This window comes from Nocardia spumae, assembly GCF_020733635.1.
GTDB classification, from domain to species: domain Bacteria; phylum Actinomycetota; class Actinomycetes; order Mycobacteriales; family Mycobacteriaceae; genus Nocardia; species Nocardia spumae.
Genome location: NZ_JAJFZL010000001.1, coordinates 6,233,088 through 6,248,575, shown reverse-complemented (window position 1 = coordinate 6,248,575; position 15,488 = coordinate 6,233,088). Strand labels below are relative to the sequence as shown.

The following is a 15,488-nucleotide window of genomic DNA, read 5'->3' as shown; positions in this document are numbered from 1 at the left end:
ACGAATTGCCGCGCGCCGGAATTCGACGCGCGGCGGTGTGCCGGACGGTAGCGGCTCACGCGTGGACGTCAATGCACGGCGGTATGCCAGACGATGGCGGCGGCGAGCGCGCCGGCGCCGTTGAGTGACCAGTGCAGTGCGATCGGCGCGAGCAGGCTGCCGCTGCGCCGGCGCAGCCAGGTGAAGACGGCTCCGGCGCCCGCGGTCGCCAGGACGGCGAGGGCGATTCCGGCGATCTGCCCGCCGGCGCCGCCGCCCAGCAGGGTACTCAGTCCGCGGTTGCCGGTGGTGAGCCCGAGCGATGAGGCGATATGCCAGCAACCGAACAGCAGAGATCCGGCGATGAACACTCCGCGCGCGCCGTAGGCCCGGTCGAGTGTGCCGTGCAGCACTCCGCGGAACGCCAGTTCCTCCGGGATCACCGTCTGCAGCGGAATCACGATCATCGAGGCGATCAGCGCGCCCGAGACGGTGGCGTATCGATTGGCGAGGAAGAACGGCCGGGTCATGGGCAGCAACGCCCCGATCGCCACCGCGCCCAAGACGATGGCCACCGCCCCGAGTGCGTACAGCGTGCCCCGCCGCCAGTGCCGTGGTGACAGGCCGAGTTCGGCCCAGCCCAGTCCGCGCCGCCGCATCAGCGCCACGAGAACCACCGCGGCGATCGGAACCGTCGCGATGTTGGCCCACTGCGAGGTGAAGTGCGCGATGAGGTTGGTGCCCGCGAGGACGGCCACGACGACGGCGACATCGAGGTAAGCGTGGAACCGGCGGCTCGGACCGGACGGCGCCTCGGCCACCGCGACGCCGTTATCGTTTCGAGACATCACGGCCAGTGTACGTTCACTGTCGCCCGCACGCCTGTTCCACCGGTCGCGCGCGGGTGCTGGTCACCCCATGCGGCATCGGGTCCGGGTCGCGACGGCGCTCGCTCGGACGACCGGGCCGAATCGCGGGGCGCCCGTCGATCGGTGTTCAGTCCGGCCGACCGCCGGGGGCCCGGCACGGGTCGCTCCCGGCCGCCCAGCCCCGACGGTCGGTCCACGCCTGTAGCGTCCGCCCGGTCTCGAATCGGCGCTCGGCCCCGGTGATCGGATCGGTGAACGCGAGGGTCGCCGCCAGGAGTTGCAGTGGCCGGGTGAAGTCATCGACCGGGCGATCGGTGAGTTCGGGATAGAAGTCGTCGCCGAGAATCGGTACGCCGAGCCCGTTCATGTGGACCCGCAGCTGGTGGGTGCGCCCGGTATGCGGGCTCAATCGATAGCGACCCAGCCCGTCGCGATGTTCGAGCAATTCCACCAGTGTTTCCGCGTTGGGTTCGCCCTCGACCTCGAACGCGCGAAGAATCGTGCGCTCCTTGACGATCCGGCTGCGCACCGTGCGGGGGAGGGCGAGTTCGGGATCGTAGGGCGCGATCGCCTCGTACTGTTTGTGCACCCGGCGCTTGTGGAACAGCGTCTGGTAGGCCCCGCGCCGAGCGGGATCGACCACGAACAGTACGAGTCCGGCGGTGGCCCGGTCGAGGCGATGGGCCGGAATCAGATCGGGGAGGTCCAGCTCGCGGCGCAGCCGCACCAGCGCGGTCTCCAGGATGTGCTGGCCGCGCGGAATCGTGGACAGGAAATGCGGTTTGTCGACGACGAGCAGGCTGTCGTCGCGATGAACGACGGTGACCTCGAACGGAACCGGCGTCTCATCGGGCAGATCGCGATGGAACCACACCGCACCGCCGGGCACGTAGGGCGCGTCGGGTGCTATCGGGCCGTCGAGGTCGACGATGCCGCCCTCGGCGAGTAGTTCATCGATGCGCGCCGCGGGGACCCGGGGCAGCCGCTCGACCAGATGGTCGCGGATGGTGTCCCAGGTTCCTTCTTCGGGTAACCGCAGCCGCGCCGGATCGAGTCCGTGGCGCTTGGGTAGCGGCGGCTTCTGCCGGCGTCTCACCCGACGACACTAACCATCCGTGCCGGCAGTCGATCGCGCAGGTGGCGGGCTCGGGGAGCGGGGCCGCGGTCCCGGGGCAGGGGCCGTCCGGGACCGCGACGCGGCGAACCGCTACACGGTGCAGGGGAGGTTCGCGTAGTACGCGATGGTGCACTCGGATTCGCGGGTCAGCTTCCAGCTGCCGTCGATCTCTTTCCACTTCAGCTCGATGTACATGGCATCGAAGCTGGGGACGTTGATCTGCAGGTTGTGGGTCAGGGTGTCGCCGTTGACGTCGACCGGGTCGACGGCCTGCCACTGGAAGCCCGGAACCGAGGCCATCACGCCGCCGACCTGGTCGACCAGGGGCAATCCGGCCTCGCCGGCCTCCAGTTCCGCGGCGCGCGCGGCGCGCGGGCCGTTCGGGTCGAGCACCAGCTGCAGCTTGCTCTGCAGCTCGCCGGCGCCCGGCGCGGCGGCGTGCACCGGTGCGGCGATCGGTGCGGCGACCGCGGGGGTCACCGAGGCCACTCCACCGGCGAAGACCACGGCGGCCAGCGAAAAGGCCGCAACGGCACGGGATTTGATCTTGATCATGGTCGCTTCCGATCGTTGTGGGACAGGAGTGCCGTATGTCGCATTCGCTTCGCGAGGTCCGGCACCACTAGCAATATAAGGTAAGCCTATGCAAAGGTAGGTAGCGCTGAATCGGCAATGCGGTGGGTATCGACTCCCGGTATGTCGGATATGTGCAGCTGAGCGCACTCGGTGCCGGGTGTGCGGTGGCTGGAATCACAGAACGGGAGAACCAGTGAAGACGCTTCTCGTGGTCGGAGCCGGACCTAAGGCGATGGCAGTGGCGGCGAAGGCACGGGTGCTGCGCGACCTGGGCATAGCCGCGCCCCGCGTGGTGGTGGTGGAATCCCATGCGGTAGGTGGCAATTGGCTGCCCAGCGGCGGTTGGACCGACGGCCAGCACCGGCTGGGCACCAGCCCGGAGAAGGATGTCGGCTTCCCGTATCACTCCACCTGGGCCCGCGGCCGCAACCGCGATATCGACCGTGAGATGGTCGCCTACAGCTGGCACTCCTTCCTGGTGGAGAACGGCACCTATGCCGAGTGGGTGGACCGGGGCCGGCCGAGTCCGCACCATCACGTCTGGGCCAACTATCTGCAGTGGGTGGCGCGCAAGTCCGGAGTGGAGATCGTGCTCGGCACCGTGCGCCGCGTGCGTGCGGCGGCCGACGGCTGGCTGGTCGCGGTGGCCGACTCCCAGGGGGTCGAGACGGAGATCGATACCGACGGTCTGATGATCACCGGGCCGGGCAACAGCCGCCGGGCGCTCGCGCAGCACCCGAAAGTGCTGAGTATCGCCGAGTTCTGGGATCTGGCGGGTAAGCGCCGGTTGCCGGTGTCCTCGCGGGCCGCGGTCATCGGCGGTGGTGAGACCGCCGGATCCGCGGTCGATGAGCTGGTGCGCCACGATGTGCTGACCGTCTCGGTGATCTCACCGGGCGCGACCATCTACACCCGCGGTGAGAGCTATTTCGAGAACTCGCTGTTCAGTGATCCGGCGAAGTGGCGGGCACTGAGTCTGCAGGAGCGTCGCGATGTCATCCGCCGCACCGATCGCGGTGTGTTCTCGGTGCGGGTGCAGGAGAACGTGCTGGCGGACAATCGCGTTCATCATTTGCAGGGCCGGGTGGTGCGGGTGGCCGAACGCGGCGACGGGGTCTCGCTCACGCTGCGCAACGAGCGTCGCCCCGATCAGCTGCACGCCTTCGATCTGGTGGTCGACGCCACCGGCGGTCAGCCGCTGTGGTTCCTGGACCTGTTCGACTCCGACGCCGCGGATCTGGTGGAGCTGGCCGTCGGTGGTCCCATCACCCAGGGCCGGCTGGAGGCGTCGATGGGGCACGATCTGGCGGTCGCGGGGCTGGACGCGAAGTTGTATCTGCCCAACCTGTCGGGGATGGCGCAGGGGCCGGGATTCCCGAATCTCAGCTGCCTGGGCGAACTTTCGGATCGCGTACTCGGTGGCGTCCCGGCGCATTCGGCGGTCGGCGCGGGGCGCGTCGCCGGAGTGGCCGGACCGCGCTGACCACGGCTCGAATCAGTAGGCTAGGCTACCCTTAGTTACAGGGAATGAGGTTCGGTTTTCATGCGTATCGTGTCGTTCGGTTATCAGACCTGGGGTCGGAAAACGCTGCAGGCTCTGATCGATTCGGAACACGAGGTGGTGCTGGCGGTGACGCATCCGGCCAGTGAGCACGCCTACAAGGGCATCTGGTCGGATTCGGTGGAGGAACTGGCCCGCGAACACGGGATCCCGGTTCATCTGACCGAACGGGCCGACGCCGAGACCATCGATCTGGTCAAGCGGGCCGAACCCGACATCATCGTGGTGAACAGCTGGTACACCTGGATGCCGCCGGAGCTGTATCTGATGCCGCGGCACGGCACGGTGAACCTGCACGATTCGCTGCTGCCGAAGTTCACCGGGTTCTCCCCGGTGCTGTGGGCGCTGATCAGCGGTGAGTCCGAATTCGGCCTCACCGTGCATCGGATGGACGAACAGCTCGACACCGGCGACATCATCGTCCAGCGTTCGCTGCCGATCGGCCCGACCGCCACCGGTACCGAACTGGTGCTCGCGGGCATGGAGTTGATTCCCGGCGCGGTGCACGAGGCGTTGTCGGCGATCGAATCCGGCACCGCGGTGTGGCGTCCGCAGGACAAGGCCGAACGGACCTACTTCCACAAGCGTTCCGAACGTGACAGCCGCATCGACTGGCAGTGGGACGCGGTCGATCTCGAACGGTTCGTGCGCGCATTGTCGGAGCCGTATCCGCGGGCGTTCTCGTACTACCGCGGGGAGAAGGTCGAGATCGTCGCGGCCGCGCTGTCGCGGGCGCGCTACGGCGGCACCCCCGGCCGGGTCGTGGTCCAGGAGGGGGGCGGCGTGGTGATCTGCGGACCGGACGCCCATCGGGGCGGCAACCTCGGCCTGTTGATCACCCGCGTCCGCACCGCCGACGGAACCGAGCGCGACGCGGCCGAATTCTTCGTGCGCGGCGGGTATCTCACCGACGCACCACAGTGATGTCCCTGTCGGCGGCTCAGCGCCGCATCTGGTTCCTGCAGACCCGCGATCCCGAGGACACCACACTCAACAGTTGCGCGGTCTACCGGCTGGACGGTGCGCTGGACGTCGAACGGCTGCGGGCCGCGGTCGCCGATATCGTCGCGCGCCACGAGATGCTGCGCAGTACCTACTGCTGCGACGGTGACGACGAGCCGCGCCGGGTGATCCGCCCGACCGCCGCGCCCGCGTGGCAGGAGGTCGACCTGCGGGAGCTCCCGGAGGCCGGCCGCGATCGGCGGGTCGAGGTGCTCATCCGCCGGGAGGCCGGACGGCCGTTCGACCTCACCGTCGAAACTCCGTTGCGCTGCACGGTGATTCGAACCGGGGCGCGGGCCTACGTCCTCGCGCTGGTGGTGCACGCCATCGGCTGGGACGAGCAGTCCTGGGAACCGTTCTGTGCCGAACTCGGTGCGCGGTACAACGGACAGCTCTTGCCGCCGCTGCCGCCGGTCGCGGTGGCCGAGCGCGAATCCGATGCGGACCTGGGCTTCTGGCGGGACGCACTGACCCCGCTGCCGCAGCCGGTCGAACTGCCGGGCCGGATCGCGCCCGCGGTCGCGGCCACCCTGCGGACCGCGCGCACCGTGGCCGAACTACCGGCCGAGACCTGGGAGCGGGTCGAGGCGTTCGCCCGGGCGGCTTCGACCACGACCTTCTCCGTTCTGCTCGCCGCCTACGACGTGCTCGTCCATCGCTACACCGCCGCCACCGACTTCCTGGTCTGCGTGCCCGCCTCGACGCGGACCGCGGCCGATACCGCGGGCATCGGCTATTTCGGCAATACCCTGCTGGTGCGGTCGGTCCTGGATCCGGCCGCCGCGGTCGACACCTACGTCCGGACCGTCGATGAACGGGTCACCGCGGCCTTCGAACGGCGCCGGGCCGGTATCGATCGCGTGGTCGCCGCACTCAATCCGGAACGGACCGGCGGCCGCGACGGCCTGGAACTCCTGGCGCGCATGGAATTCGGTGTGCGTCGCGGTGTGAGCCCGGAGTTCGACGGTATCCACACCGAATCGGTCGAGCTGGGCAACCCCACCACGCGGACGCCGCTGTCGCTCACCGTCGTCACCGATCCGGGGCGTGCCCGGGTCGAGATCGTCTATCAGGCCGACGAATTCGATGCGCGGATCGTCGACCGTTTTCTCGGTCACTACCTGCGGGTCCTCGACAGCGCGGTACGCGAACCGCGGCGTCGCATCGGTGAACTCGACATCTTCGGCAGCCGGGATCGGGAGACGATCCTGGAACTGTCGCACGGTGAGCTGGTCGACGTACCGCAGACGACAGTGGTCGAGCTGTTCCAGCGGCGGGTCGCCGCGAACCCCGGCGCCATCGCGGTGGCCGCACCCGATACGGATCTCGAACTGAGTTACGGCGAGTTGAACCAGCGCGCGAATCGGCTGGCACACCGGCTGATCGGGCAGGGTGTCGGCGCCGAGGACATCGTCGCGCTGCATCTGGGCACGTCGGTGGAGTTCGTCATCGGTGTCCTGGCCGTGCTGAAATCCGGTGCCGCGTATCTGCCCATCGATCCGGCGTATCCGGCCGACCGCGCCGAGTTCCTGCTGTCCGACGCGCGGCCGGTGGCCGTGTACGGCATCGCGGAGCTGCGGGCGGCCGAAGCCGCCGCCGCGGAGCTGCCCGACCACGATCCCGTCGATGCCGACCGGGTGCGGCCGCTGCGGCCCGCCCACCTGGCCTACGTGATCTACACCTCCGGATCGACCGGAATGCCCAAGGGCGTACCGGTATCCCATGCCGCGATCGCCGAACACCTCGACGGGTTCTGCGCCCAGTGGGATATGACCGCCTCGGATCGGCTGCTGCAATCGTCGTCGGTGGGATTCGACGCCTCCCTGCTCGACGTCTTCGTGACGCTCACCCTGGGCGCTTGCCTGGTGGTGCCCAAATCCGATGCCTTCGACGACATTCCCTATGTGGCCGAGGTGATCTCGCGCTGTGGGGTCACGGTGCTGCATATGGTGCCGTCGCTGCTCAGCACGCTGCTGATGCTGCCCGAGGTGAGCGGCTGGCGTGCGCTGCGACACGTACCCGTCGGCGGGGAGGCGCTCTACGGCGAGGTCGCCGACCGCTTCCTCGGTCACTTCGACGCCGAACTGCGCAATCACTACGGGCCGACCGAGGCGGTGGTCTCGTCCACTCATCTGACGGTCGAAGGGCCGCAGGGCACCCGGATCGTCCCGATCGGCTACCCCAACCGCAATGTCCACCTGTATCTGCTCGACGAGCGATTGCGGCTGGTGCCCACCGGCGCGGCCGGCGAGATCTATCTGGGCGGAAGCCAATTGGCGCGCGGGTACCTGCATCGCGGCGGCGCGAGCGCCGAGCGTTTCGTGGCCGATCCGTTCACCCCCGGCGGCCGGTTGTATCGCACCGGTGATCTGGCGCGTCGCAACGGTGACGGTGCACTCGAATTCCTGGGGCGCGCCGACGACCAGGTGAAGGTGCGCGGTTATCGGATCGAACTGGCCGAGGTCCAGGCGGCGGTGGCCGGCCATCCCGATGTGGGCCAGTGTGTGGCCGCCGCGGTTTCCGATGCCGTGATCGGATCGGTGCTGGCCGCCTACCTCGTCGCGGCGCCGGGGGTCGCCGTGGTGGATGTCGACGCGGTGCGTGCTCATGCCGCGGCGGTGTTGCCGCGCTTCATGGTTCCGGCGGCGTTCGCGATCATCGGCGAGATCCCGTTGACCGAACACGGAAAGCTGGATCGCCGCGCGCTGCCGCGGCCCGAGCTCGCCGGTGCGGAGTTGTTCCGCGATCCGGGCACGGCGGTCGAGGCCAGGATCGCGGAGATGTTCGGGCAGATGTTCGGCCGCGAGCGCATCGGCGCCGATGATTCGTTCTTCGAATTGGGCGGGCACTCGCTGCTGGCGGTGCGGTTGCTGGCCTGGGTTCGCAGCGAATTCGGCGTGCGAATCGGTGTCCGTGAGCTTTTCGACAACCCGACGGTGTCGGGCTTGGCGACCCGCGTGGAGGTGCGCACCGTGCACCAGGCGCCGGTCGAAGTCTACTGAGCGGGTTCCCTCCCGATCGATATTAGCTTAGCCTAAGCTACGATCTTCGAAGATCGGATGATCGCCGCGGTGCCCCGCGCGCGGCGGAGTGTGAAGTGCAAGGAGTTGACGTCATGAATCGAGATCGAGCTTCCGCGCGCCGCACCGGCGTGCGCCTGCGCACCGCCCTGCGGCGGGCGGGTCTGGTCGTGATGGCATTCGGCGTGGCCGCCACCGCGGTCGCGTGTGGATCGAGCGACGACGCCACGGATTCCGGTGCCGCGGTGACCATCGATCACAGCCTCGGGCGGACCCAGATCGAGGGCACTCCGAAGCGCGTGGTGGCCATCGGTAACCAATGGGTGGAAACCGCTGTGGCGCTGGGCGTCAAGCCGGTCGGCTATCTGATCCCGGGTGCCGGGCCGACCACCTCCGCGCCGTGGATTCAGCCCGCGCAACTCGAGGGGGCGAAGTCCCTCACCGCCGGCGGCGACCTGGTCGAACAGATCGCGGCGCTGGAGCCGGATCTCATCGTGGCCCCGAACTATCTGATGGACAAGGCCATGTACGACAAACTGTCGAAACTGGCGCCGACCATCGGCAGTATCGGTTCCGCCCAGATCGATCCGTGGCAGGACGAGGTGACCGCGCTGGGCAAGGCGTTGCACCAGGAGGACGCGGCCCGCAAGGTCGTCGCGGACGTGGACGGCAAGATCGACGCGGTCGCGGCGAAATACCCCAAGCTGACGGGGAAGACCTTCCTGACCTGCATGCTCACCACGCCGACGCAGCTGATGGTGCTGGCCGATCCCAAGGACGGTTCCGCGCAGACCTTCATCCGGCTCGGTATGACCATGCCGGAGAAGCTGGTGGCCGAGGCGCCCTCGGGCGGTCGGTTGGCGTTGTCGCCGGAACGGCTCGGCGATCTGACTTCGGATCTGCTGGTGTGCGGCGCCGCTCCGGGCTTGCAGGAGAAGTTCACTCAGCTGCCGGGCTACGCCGATCTGCCGTCGGTGCGCCAGGGGGGCATCTCGTTCGTCGACATGGCCACGATCAACGCCATCAACCTGCCCACGGCGCTGTCGGTGCCCTATGTGCTCGGCAAGCTCGAACCGACGCTCGCGAACGTCGCCAAGTAAGGGATTAGGCATGTCTGACTCGTCCGTATTCAACACAGCCGGGCCGGGTGCGGAACCACGCTCCGGCGGCCGGGGGGTGCCGTTGTCGCCGGCGCAGCAGGCCGCCCTGCTGCCCGAACGGCTGCGCGGCACACCGGCGGCCAATCTCTCGGCCGCACTGGAGATCACCGGTGATATCGATGTGACGGAGCTCGGCCGCGCGGCGGTAGCGACGCTGTCCCGGCACGAGATCCTGCGGACGGTGTACCCGGCCGATCGCCGCATTCCGTATCAGCGGGTCGCCGACGCGCCCGAGTCGGTGCTCGAGGTGGTCGATCTCGCCCCCGGCGACGACCTCGCGGCGGCACTGCGCGCCGATGCCGCGCACCGGTTCGACCTGACCGCCGATCTCCCGGTTCGGCTGCGGCTGTACCGGTCGGCAACGGGTGCGGTGCTGTCGATCGCCGTACATCCGATCGCCGCGGACGACCGCACGGTCGATGTGCTCATCGCGGAACTGCTGGGCGCCGATACCGCTGCCGCCGACTCGGTTCGGCAGTACCGCGCCCATGCGCTCGCGCAGGTCAAGACGCTCGCTGGAAATGCCGCCGACGACGGTGAACTGGGCTACTGGCTGGAGTGCCTCGCGGGCCTGCCCGAGCGGGCGGCCGTCGTGGTCTCCTCGAGCGGCGCCGGGGCCGGCTCCGACAGCGCTGCCGGGCAGGATGTTCCGGCGTCCGCGCGGCGCACGCTGCGGCTGCCGGCCGACGTGGTCGCCGCGCTGACCGGCGCCGCGGATCTCGAAGCGGCCACTACCGCGGTGCTGGCCACGGTGCTGGCCGAAGCCGGTCTGGGAGCCGACGTCGCGGTGGGCATCGTCGACGCCGGCCGTGCCGACGACGCCGTCGCGTTCGGCGCCTACGCCAATTATCTGGTGCTGCGGGTGGATACGGCCTCGGCCCGCACCCCGCGTGCGCTCGTCACCGCCGTATCCGATCTCGCCGTCGCGGCCCGCTCGCATGCCGGTACCCGGATCGAGCGGCTGACTCATCAACTGCGCGGCGCGGTCGCGGTCGCCGACGGGGTGCCCTTCCAGGCGCTGGTCAACGTCCGCACCGAGCCCACCGCCGGGCTCTCGGTGCGGGAACTGGAGCGCCGCGTCGCGCGTCCGCACGGCGCGGATATCGTCGTCGATATCGTCACCGGCGACGGCGACGCGACGGTGACCGTCGACTTCCCCGCGAAGATGGCGGGCAGGCCCGAAATCGATGCGATCACACAGGCTTTCGAGCAGCGGTTCGCGCAATGGGCGGCGGCGCCGGATGATTCGCTGCCGATCGGCGCCGGCGAGGTCCCGACGCTGTTCGAGCGCTTCGACGCCGCCTACGCCGGGATGACCGGACTGGGTGGTGAACCCGAGACCGACGCCGAACGCCTACTCGCCGAGGGTATTCGCGAGGTCCTGGATCTGGACTCCGACGATCCGGTGGGCCGGTCCGACACCTTCTTCTCCCTGGGCGGTGACAGCATCGCGGCACTGCGGCTGGTGACGCTGCTGGGTGAGCGTGGCTACACCCTCGATGTGCAGCACGTGTTCGAATTCCCGGCCGTCCGTGAGATGGCGTCGCGGCTGGTCGCGGCCGAACCGGGGCAGGAGCAGGCCGCCGAACCGGCCGCGGTCGCCCCCATGAGCGCCTCCGGTCTGGACCCCGCGGCGCTGCGGGCAGTGGCCGGGAAGTTCGCTGCCCGGTGAGTACCCGAATCCTCGACGTCATCGCCCTCTCACCGTTGCAGCGCGGTTTGTATACGGTCAGCTCGCTGTCGGAGGGCGTGGACCCCTACCTGGTCACCTTCGCGGTACGAGTGGAGGGGCTCACCGATCTCGCCGCGCTGCGGCGGGCGTTCGACGGGGTGCTGGAGCGGTATCCGCACCTCGGTGCCGCGGTGCTCGCCGAGGATGTGCCGCATCCGGTGCTCGTCGTCACCTCCGACGGCCGGATCGGCTGGCGCGAGGTGGATCTGCGCGAGTCCGGCGATCCGGATGCGGCGGCGCGAGACCTGTACTGGGCCGAGGCGCGGCGTCGCATCGACCTGGACCGGGGCCCGCTGTTCCGGGTGGTGGCGGCCCGGGTCGCCGACGACGACTACGAATTGGTGTGCACCGCACACCACATCGTCGTCGACGGATGGTCCATCCCGTTGCTGTTCTCCGATCTGATCGCCCTGCACAGCGGAGCCGGCGCGGCCCTGCCGCCCGCTCCGCCGCTGCGCGAACACGCCGCCTGGCTCGCCACCCGTGACACGCAGGCCTCGGCCCGCGCCTGGGCCGAGGCGCTCGACGGCCTGGTGCCGATGCCGATGATCGGACCGCCCGCTCCGGTCGATATCGATCTGCCGAACATCGGTGAGGCCCGGCTCGACCGCGCCGCCACCGAGGCGCTCACCTCGTGGGCGCGCGGCCACGGGCTGACCCTCAACACGGTGCTCCAATTGGCTTGGGGCCGTATTCTTTCCGGTCTCACCGGCCGCGACGACGTGGTGTTCGGCCAGACCACCTCCGGCCGCGACGCCTCACTGCCGAATGCCGAACGTCTGGTCGGCGCTCTGGTCACCACCATTCCGGTCCGGGTGCGCATGGACGATCGCGCACCCGCCGAGGTGGGTGCGCTGTTGCAGCGCACGGTCGCCCGGACGCGAGCGCACGAATATCTCGGCATCGCCGAAATCACCCGCCAGGCCGGTGGGGGGCAGCTGTTCGACACCCTGCTGGTGTTCGAGAACTCGCCCACCGGTTCGGTGACCGCCGCGATGCCGATGGGTGGCGGCGCGACGCTGACCCCGCGCCGCGTCGACTCCCCGAGCCACTATCCGCTCGCGATCGTGCCGGTGCTGGAGAACGGCGAGCTGATCTGCCGGGTCGAGACCCGCCCCGATGTGCTGACCACCTTCGATCCGGATCGGATGGCGCGCCGGGTGCTCGCGGTCGCCTCGCGGATCATCGCCGCCGAGACCTGCGGTGCGGTCGATGTGCTGCTCCCGGACGAACCCGCCGTGCTGACGGCCACCACGACGACAGCGCCCCCCGCGGACACGAGCGCGAGTACTCACGATGCTGCGGACCGCGGATTCCGGACGGTTCCGGAGGCATTGTTCTCGGCGGTCGACGCGGCACGGGAGAACATCGCGGTCGTCGATGCGCGCGGTACCCATACCTATGCCGAATTCGGCGCCGCGGTAGGCACTCTGGCCGCGGAAATCCGATCCTGTGGCGTGCGCGCGGGCGATGCCGTCGCCGTCATGCTCCCGCGCGATCGCCGGGTGCTGCACGCGCCCTTCGCGGTCGGGGCGGCCGGTGCGACCTGCGTGCACGTCGACCCGGCCACCCCCGCCGACCGGGTGGCCTATCTGCTCGCCACCAGCGGCGCCCGTGTGGTGCTGGCCGATGCCGATCGCGCCGACGTGCTCGCGCAGGTGCGGGAGCAGGGAGTGCGCTGCCGTCACGGCGTACCCGACGACACCGGTCGCCTCCGGTTCACCGATGCCGATGCCGATGTCGATGTCGATGCCGATGCCGATGGCGATGGCGATGCCGATGTCGATGGCAACGGCGTGGGCGGCGGTGCCGATGTCGATGGCAACGGCGTGGGCGGCGGTGCCGATCCGCTCGCGAACCAGCGCCCCCGCGGCCTTCCCGATGCCCCCTTCTACGTCGTGTTCACCTCCGGAACCACCGGCCGCCCGAAGGGCGTCGCGATTCCGCATCGCGCGCTGCTCGACCACTGGTCCAATCACGAACGCCGGATCTTCGCCCCCACCTCGGCCGCGATCGGTCGCGCGCTGCGGATCGGGCACGGGTGGTCGACCGGTTTCGACGCGGCCTGGCAGCCGACGGTCGCTCTGCTCAGCGGGCATACCGTCGTGCTGCTCGGCGACGAGGTGCGCACCGATGCCGAGCGGATCGTCGGTGCCATCGACGAATTCGGCATCGATATCTTCGACACCTCCCCGTCGATGCTCAATCGCCTGATCGCCGCGGGGCTGTTCCGCACCCGCGACGGCGTGGAATCCTGTCCGCTCGCGATTCTGGCGCTCGGCGGCGAGGCGATCAGCCCGGATACCTGGCGGCGTCTGCGGGGGCTGCCTACGACGCGGGTGATCAACTTCTACGGTCCCACCGAGACCACGGTCGAGGCCTTGATGGCCGATGTGCACGATCATGCCGCTCCGACCATCGGGCGGCCGTTCGACGCGATGCTCGCCCACGTCCTGGACCATCGGCTGCGGCCGGTGCCGCCGGGTGGACAGGGGGAGTTGTATCTGTCCGGCCCGCAACTCGCACTCGGGTATCTGGCGCGCCCCGGCACGACCGCGGCGGCCTTCGTCGCCGGTGCCGCGGGGGAAAGGCGTTATCGCACCGGCGATCTGGTGCGTCGCGCGGCAGACGGCACGGTGTCCTACGAAGGCCGCGTCGACACCCAGGTGAAGATCAACGGCTACCGGGTCGAACCCGACGAGGTGAGCGTCGTACTGCGCGAACTCGACGGAGTACGACATGCGGCGGCGCTGGCCTTCACCGATAACGGACGCATCCGGCTCGGTGCGCTGGTCGTCGGCGATCGGCCGATCGCGGGCATCCGATCGGAACTCGCGCGGCGGCTGCCGCAATTCCTGGTACCCACGCGGATCGTCGGAGTCGACGAGATTCCGTTGAACCGCAACGACAAACTCGATGTGCACGCGGCCACGGCACTGCTGGCCCGGCCGGCGGTCACCGGCGACGCGGCGCGACCACGGACCGATACCGAACGCAGTCTGCTCGCGCTGATCGCGGCGATGAGCACCGGCGGTGAGGCGGGCCCGGATCCCCGGGTGGGCATCCTCGACAGCCTGGTCGATCTGGGAATCGACAGTATCGGCGTCATCGATCTGGTGTCCCGGTTGCGCGGTAGCGGTTATCACGTCTCCGCGCGAGAGGTGCTGGCGTCGGCCGATCTTCGTGATCTGGCCCGGCGGCTGGACCAGCCGGCGGACGAGGCGGAAACCGTCGCCGAGGTGACCGCGGCCGGGACCGTGCTGCCGCTGACTCCGCTCGCACACGAGATCATCTCGTACGGCGACTACCGCTATCTCGCTCAGTCACAGGTCATTTCGCTCGACGCCGACACCACCGCGGCCGCGGTGATCGAACGGCTGGAGGCGCTGGCCACCGCACATCCGAGCTTGCGTTCACGCGTGGCGGCGAATGCCGAGGGCGGTCCGGTGCTGATCACCGGTGAGACCTCCAGCGTGGCCGAACTGCTCGTGGTGGTCGACGAGCACGACGACAGTGCCGGTGCGACACAGCAGCTGGCCGACACCGTGCGCCGTCTGGACCCGGACACGGGCCGGATGGTTGCCGCCACCCTGCTCGCGGGACCGCGGCCACGCCTGGTGCTGTCGATTCACCACCTCGCGGTGGATGTGGTGTCCTGGCTGATTCTGGTCGACGATCTGCGGCGGATGGGGCAGGGACAGCTGCCGCTGAACGAGATTCCGGGCGAGCCGGTGACGACACCGGCCGCTCCTGTTCCGCCGACCCTGGGTGCGCCGCTGTCGGGCCGATTCACCGATCCGCGTCGCGACCGGGCGGGCCGGGCGATCCACCGCACGGTGGATCTGGGCCCCGAGATCACCGAGGCACTGCTGCGGCGGTGTTCGGAAACCGGTGCGGCACTGGAAGAACTGCTGTTGACGGCCTGCGCGCGACTGGTCTCCGATACCGGTGACGAGTCCGGCCGGATCGCGGTGACCCGCGAATCCCACGGCCGCGCACCCGATGACGACACCCGCCGGGTGGGCTGGTTCACCGTCGAGGAGACGGTGCTGGTACCGGCGGCCGAGCTCGCGGCTTGGACGCCGGAGTCGGGACCCGGACTGCTGGCGGAGCGCACATTCGCCGCTCGCGGGCAGATCCGGCTCAATCATTTGGGCCGGTTCGACGTCCTGCGGTTCGGCAGTGGCCCCTGGTCGCCGGTGCCGCTGTCGGATCTCAGCGCCGAATTCGGTATCGCCGTCCATCCCGATCTGCCGCTCCGGTTCACCATCGATGTGAATACCGCTGTGGTGGCCCGGGATTCCGGACCGTCACTCGTGGCGGTGTTCGATATGAACTCCGCGGTGCTCGACGAGGCCGGAGCCGATGAGCGCGCCGAGCGCTGGCGGGCCGTGCTGAGCGAGTTCGCGGCGCCCGAATTCGCGGGCCGGGTATGAGCAGGGTGACTGATATGGGAGGGCCAACCATGGGAG

At 69.4% G+C, this 15,488-nt stretch carries 9 protein-coding genes; 6 read left to right on the top strand and 3 right to left on the bottom strand.

Annotation, left to right across the window (positions count from 1 at the left end; all coding sequences use genetic code 11):
* Positions 1-68: 68 nt before the first annotated feature.
* The 3 genes from LKD76_RS27780 to LKD76_RS27770 form a co-directional block, all read right to left on the bottom strand.
* Complete coding sequence (locus LKD76_RS27780; protein ID WP_227984355.1) at positions 69-827, bottom strand: CPBP family intramembrane glutamic endopeptidase; 759 nt, start codon at positions 825-827, stop codon at positions 69-71.
* Positions 828-975: 148 nt separating this feature from the next.
* Positions 976-1,944, bottom strand: a complete 969-nt coding sequence (locus tag LKD76_RS27775) for an RluA family pseudouridine synthase (RefSeq protein ID WP_227984354.1) — start codon at positions 1,942-1,944, stop codon at positions 976-978.
* A 111-nt stretch (positions 1,945-2,055) separates the two neighbouring features.
* Positions 2,056-2,520, bottom strand: coding sequence for an MTB12 C-terminal domain-containing protein (locus LKD76_RS27770; RefSeq protein ID WP_227984353.1), 465 nt, complete (start codon positions 2,518-2,520; stop codon positions 2,056-2,058).
* Between the two features lie 253 nt (positions 2,521-2,773).
* Between LKD76_RS27770 and LKD76_RS27765 the strand changes: the two genes are divergently transcribed.
* The 6 genes from LKD76_RS27765 to LKD76_RS27740 all read left to right on the top strand — a co-directional run bounded on the left by LKD76_RS27765 (position 2,774) and on the right by LKD76_RS27740 (position 15,452).
* A complete protein-coding gene (locus tag LKD76_RS27765) occupies positions 2,774-4,024 on the top strand; it encodes a SidA/IucD/PvdA family monooxygenase (RefSeq protein ID WP_227984352.1) in 1,251 nt (416 codons plus the stop codon).
* A 60-nt stretch (positions 4,025-4,084) separates the two neighbouring features.
* Positions 4,085-5,026 (top strand): methionyl-tRNA formyltransferase, encoded by a 942-nt coding sequence (locus tag LKD76_RS27760; protein WP_227984351.1) that lies wholly within the window; start codon positions 4,085-4,087, stop codon positions 5,024-5,026.
* On the top strand, positions 5,026-8,106 hold the full coding sequence (locus tag LKD76_RS27755) for a non-ribosomal peptide synthetase (RefSeq protein ID WP_227984350.1): 3,081 nt from the start codon (positions 5,026-5,028) through the stop codon (positions 8,104-8,106). Before LKD76_RS27760 ends, LKD76_RS27755 begins: the two co-directional genes overlap by 1 nt.
* A gap of 113 nt (positions 8,107-8,219) precedes the next feature.
* Positions 8,220-9,224, top strand: coding sequence for an ABC transporter substrate-binding protein (locus tag LKD76_RS27750; RefSeq protein ID WP_227984349.1), 1,005 nt, complete (start codon positions 8,220-8,222; stop codon positions 9,222-9,224).
* A 10-nt stretch (positions 9,225-9,234) separates the two neighbouring features.
* On the top strand, positions 9,235-10,956 hold the full coding sequence (locus tag LKD76_RS27745) for a condensation domain-containing protein (RefSeq protein ID WP_227984348.1): 1,722 nt from the start codon (positions 9,235-9,237) through the stop codon (positions 10,954-10,956).
* On the top strand, positions 10,953-15,452 hold the full coding sequence (locus LKD76_RS27740; RefSeq protein ID WP_227984347.1) for an AMP-binding protein: 4,500 nt from the start codon (positions 10,953-10,955) through the stop codon (positions 15,450-15,452). The genes LKD76_RS27745 and LKD76_RS27740 overlap by 4 nt, the downstream gene beginning before the upstream one ends.
* Positions 15,453-15,488: the final 36 nt, after the last annotated feature.

What these genes read in the sequence shown, in the direction of transcription:
- LKD76_RS27745 (WP_227984348.1), top strand. Translation starts at nt 9,235, where the DNA reads ATGTCTGACTCGTCCGTATTCAACACAGCCGGGCCGGGTGCGGAACCA.
- LKD76_RS27765 (WP_227984352.1), top strand. Translation starts at nt 2,774, where the DNA reads ATGGCAGTGGCGGCGAAGGCACGGGTGCTGCGCGACCTGGGCATAGCC.
- LKD76_RS27780 (WP_227984355.1), bottom strand. Translation starts at nt 827, where the DNA reads ATGTCTCGAAACGATAACGGCGTCGCGGTGGCCGAGGCGCCGTCCGGT.
- LKD76_RS27770 (WP_227984353.1), bottom strand. Translation starts at nt 2,520, where the DNA reads ATGATCAAGATCAAATCCCGTGCCGTTGCGGCCTTTTCGCTGGCCGCC.
- LKD76_RS27750 (WP_227984349.1), top strand. Translation starts at nt 8,220, where the DNA reads ATGAATCGAGATCGAGCTTCCGCGCGCCGCACCGGCGTGCGCCTGCGC.
- LKD76_RS27755 (WP_227984350.1), top strand. Translation starts at nt 5,026, where the DNA reads ATGTCCCTGTCGGCGGCTCAGCGCCGCATCTGGTTCCTGCAGACCCGC.
- LKD76_RS27760 (WP_227984351.1), top strand. Translation starts at nt 4,085, where the DNA reads ATGCGTATCGTGTCGTTCGGTTATCAGACCTGGGGTCGGAAAACGCTG.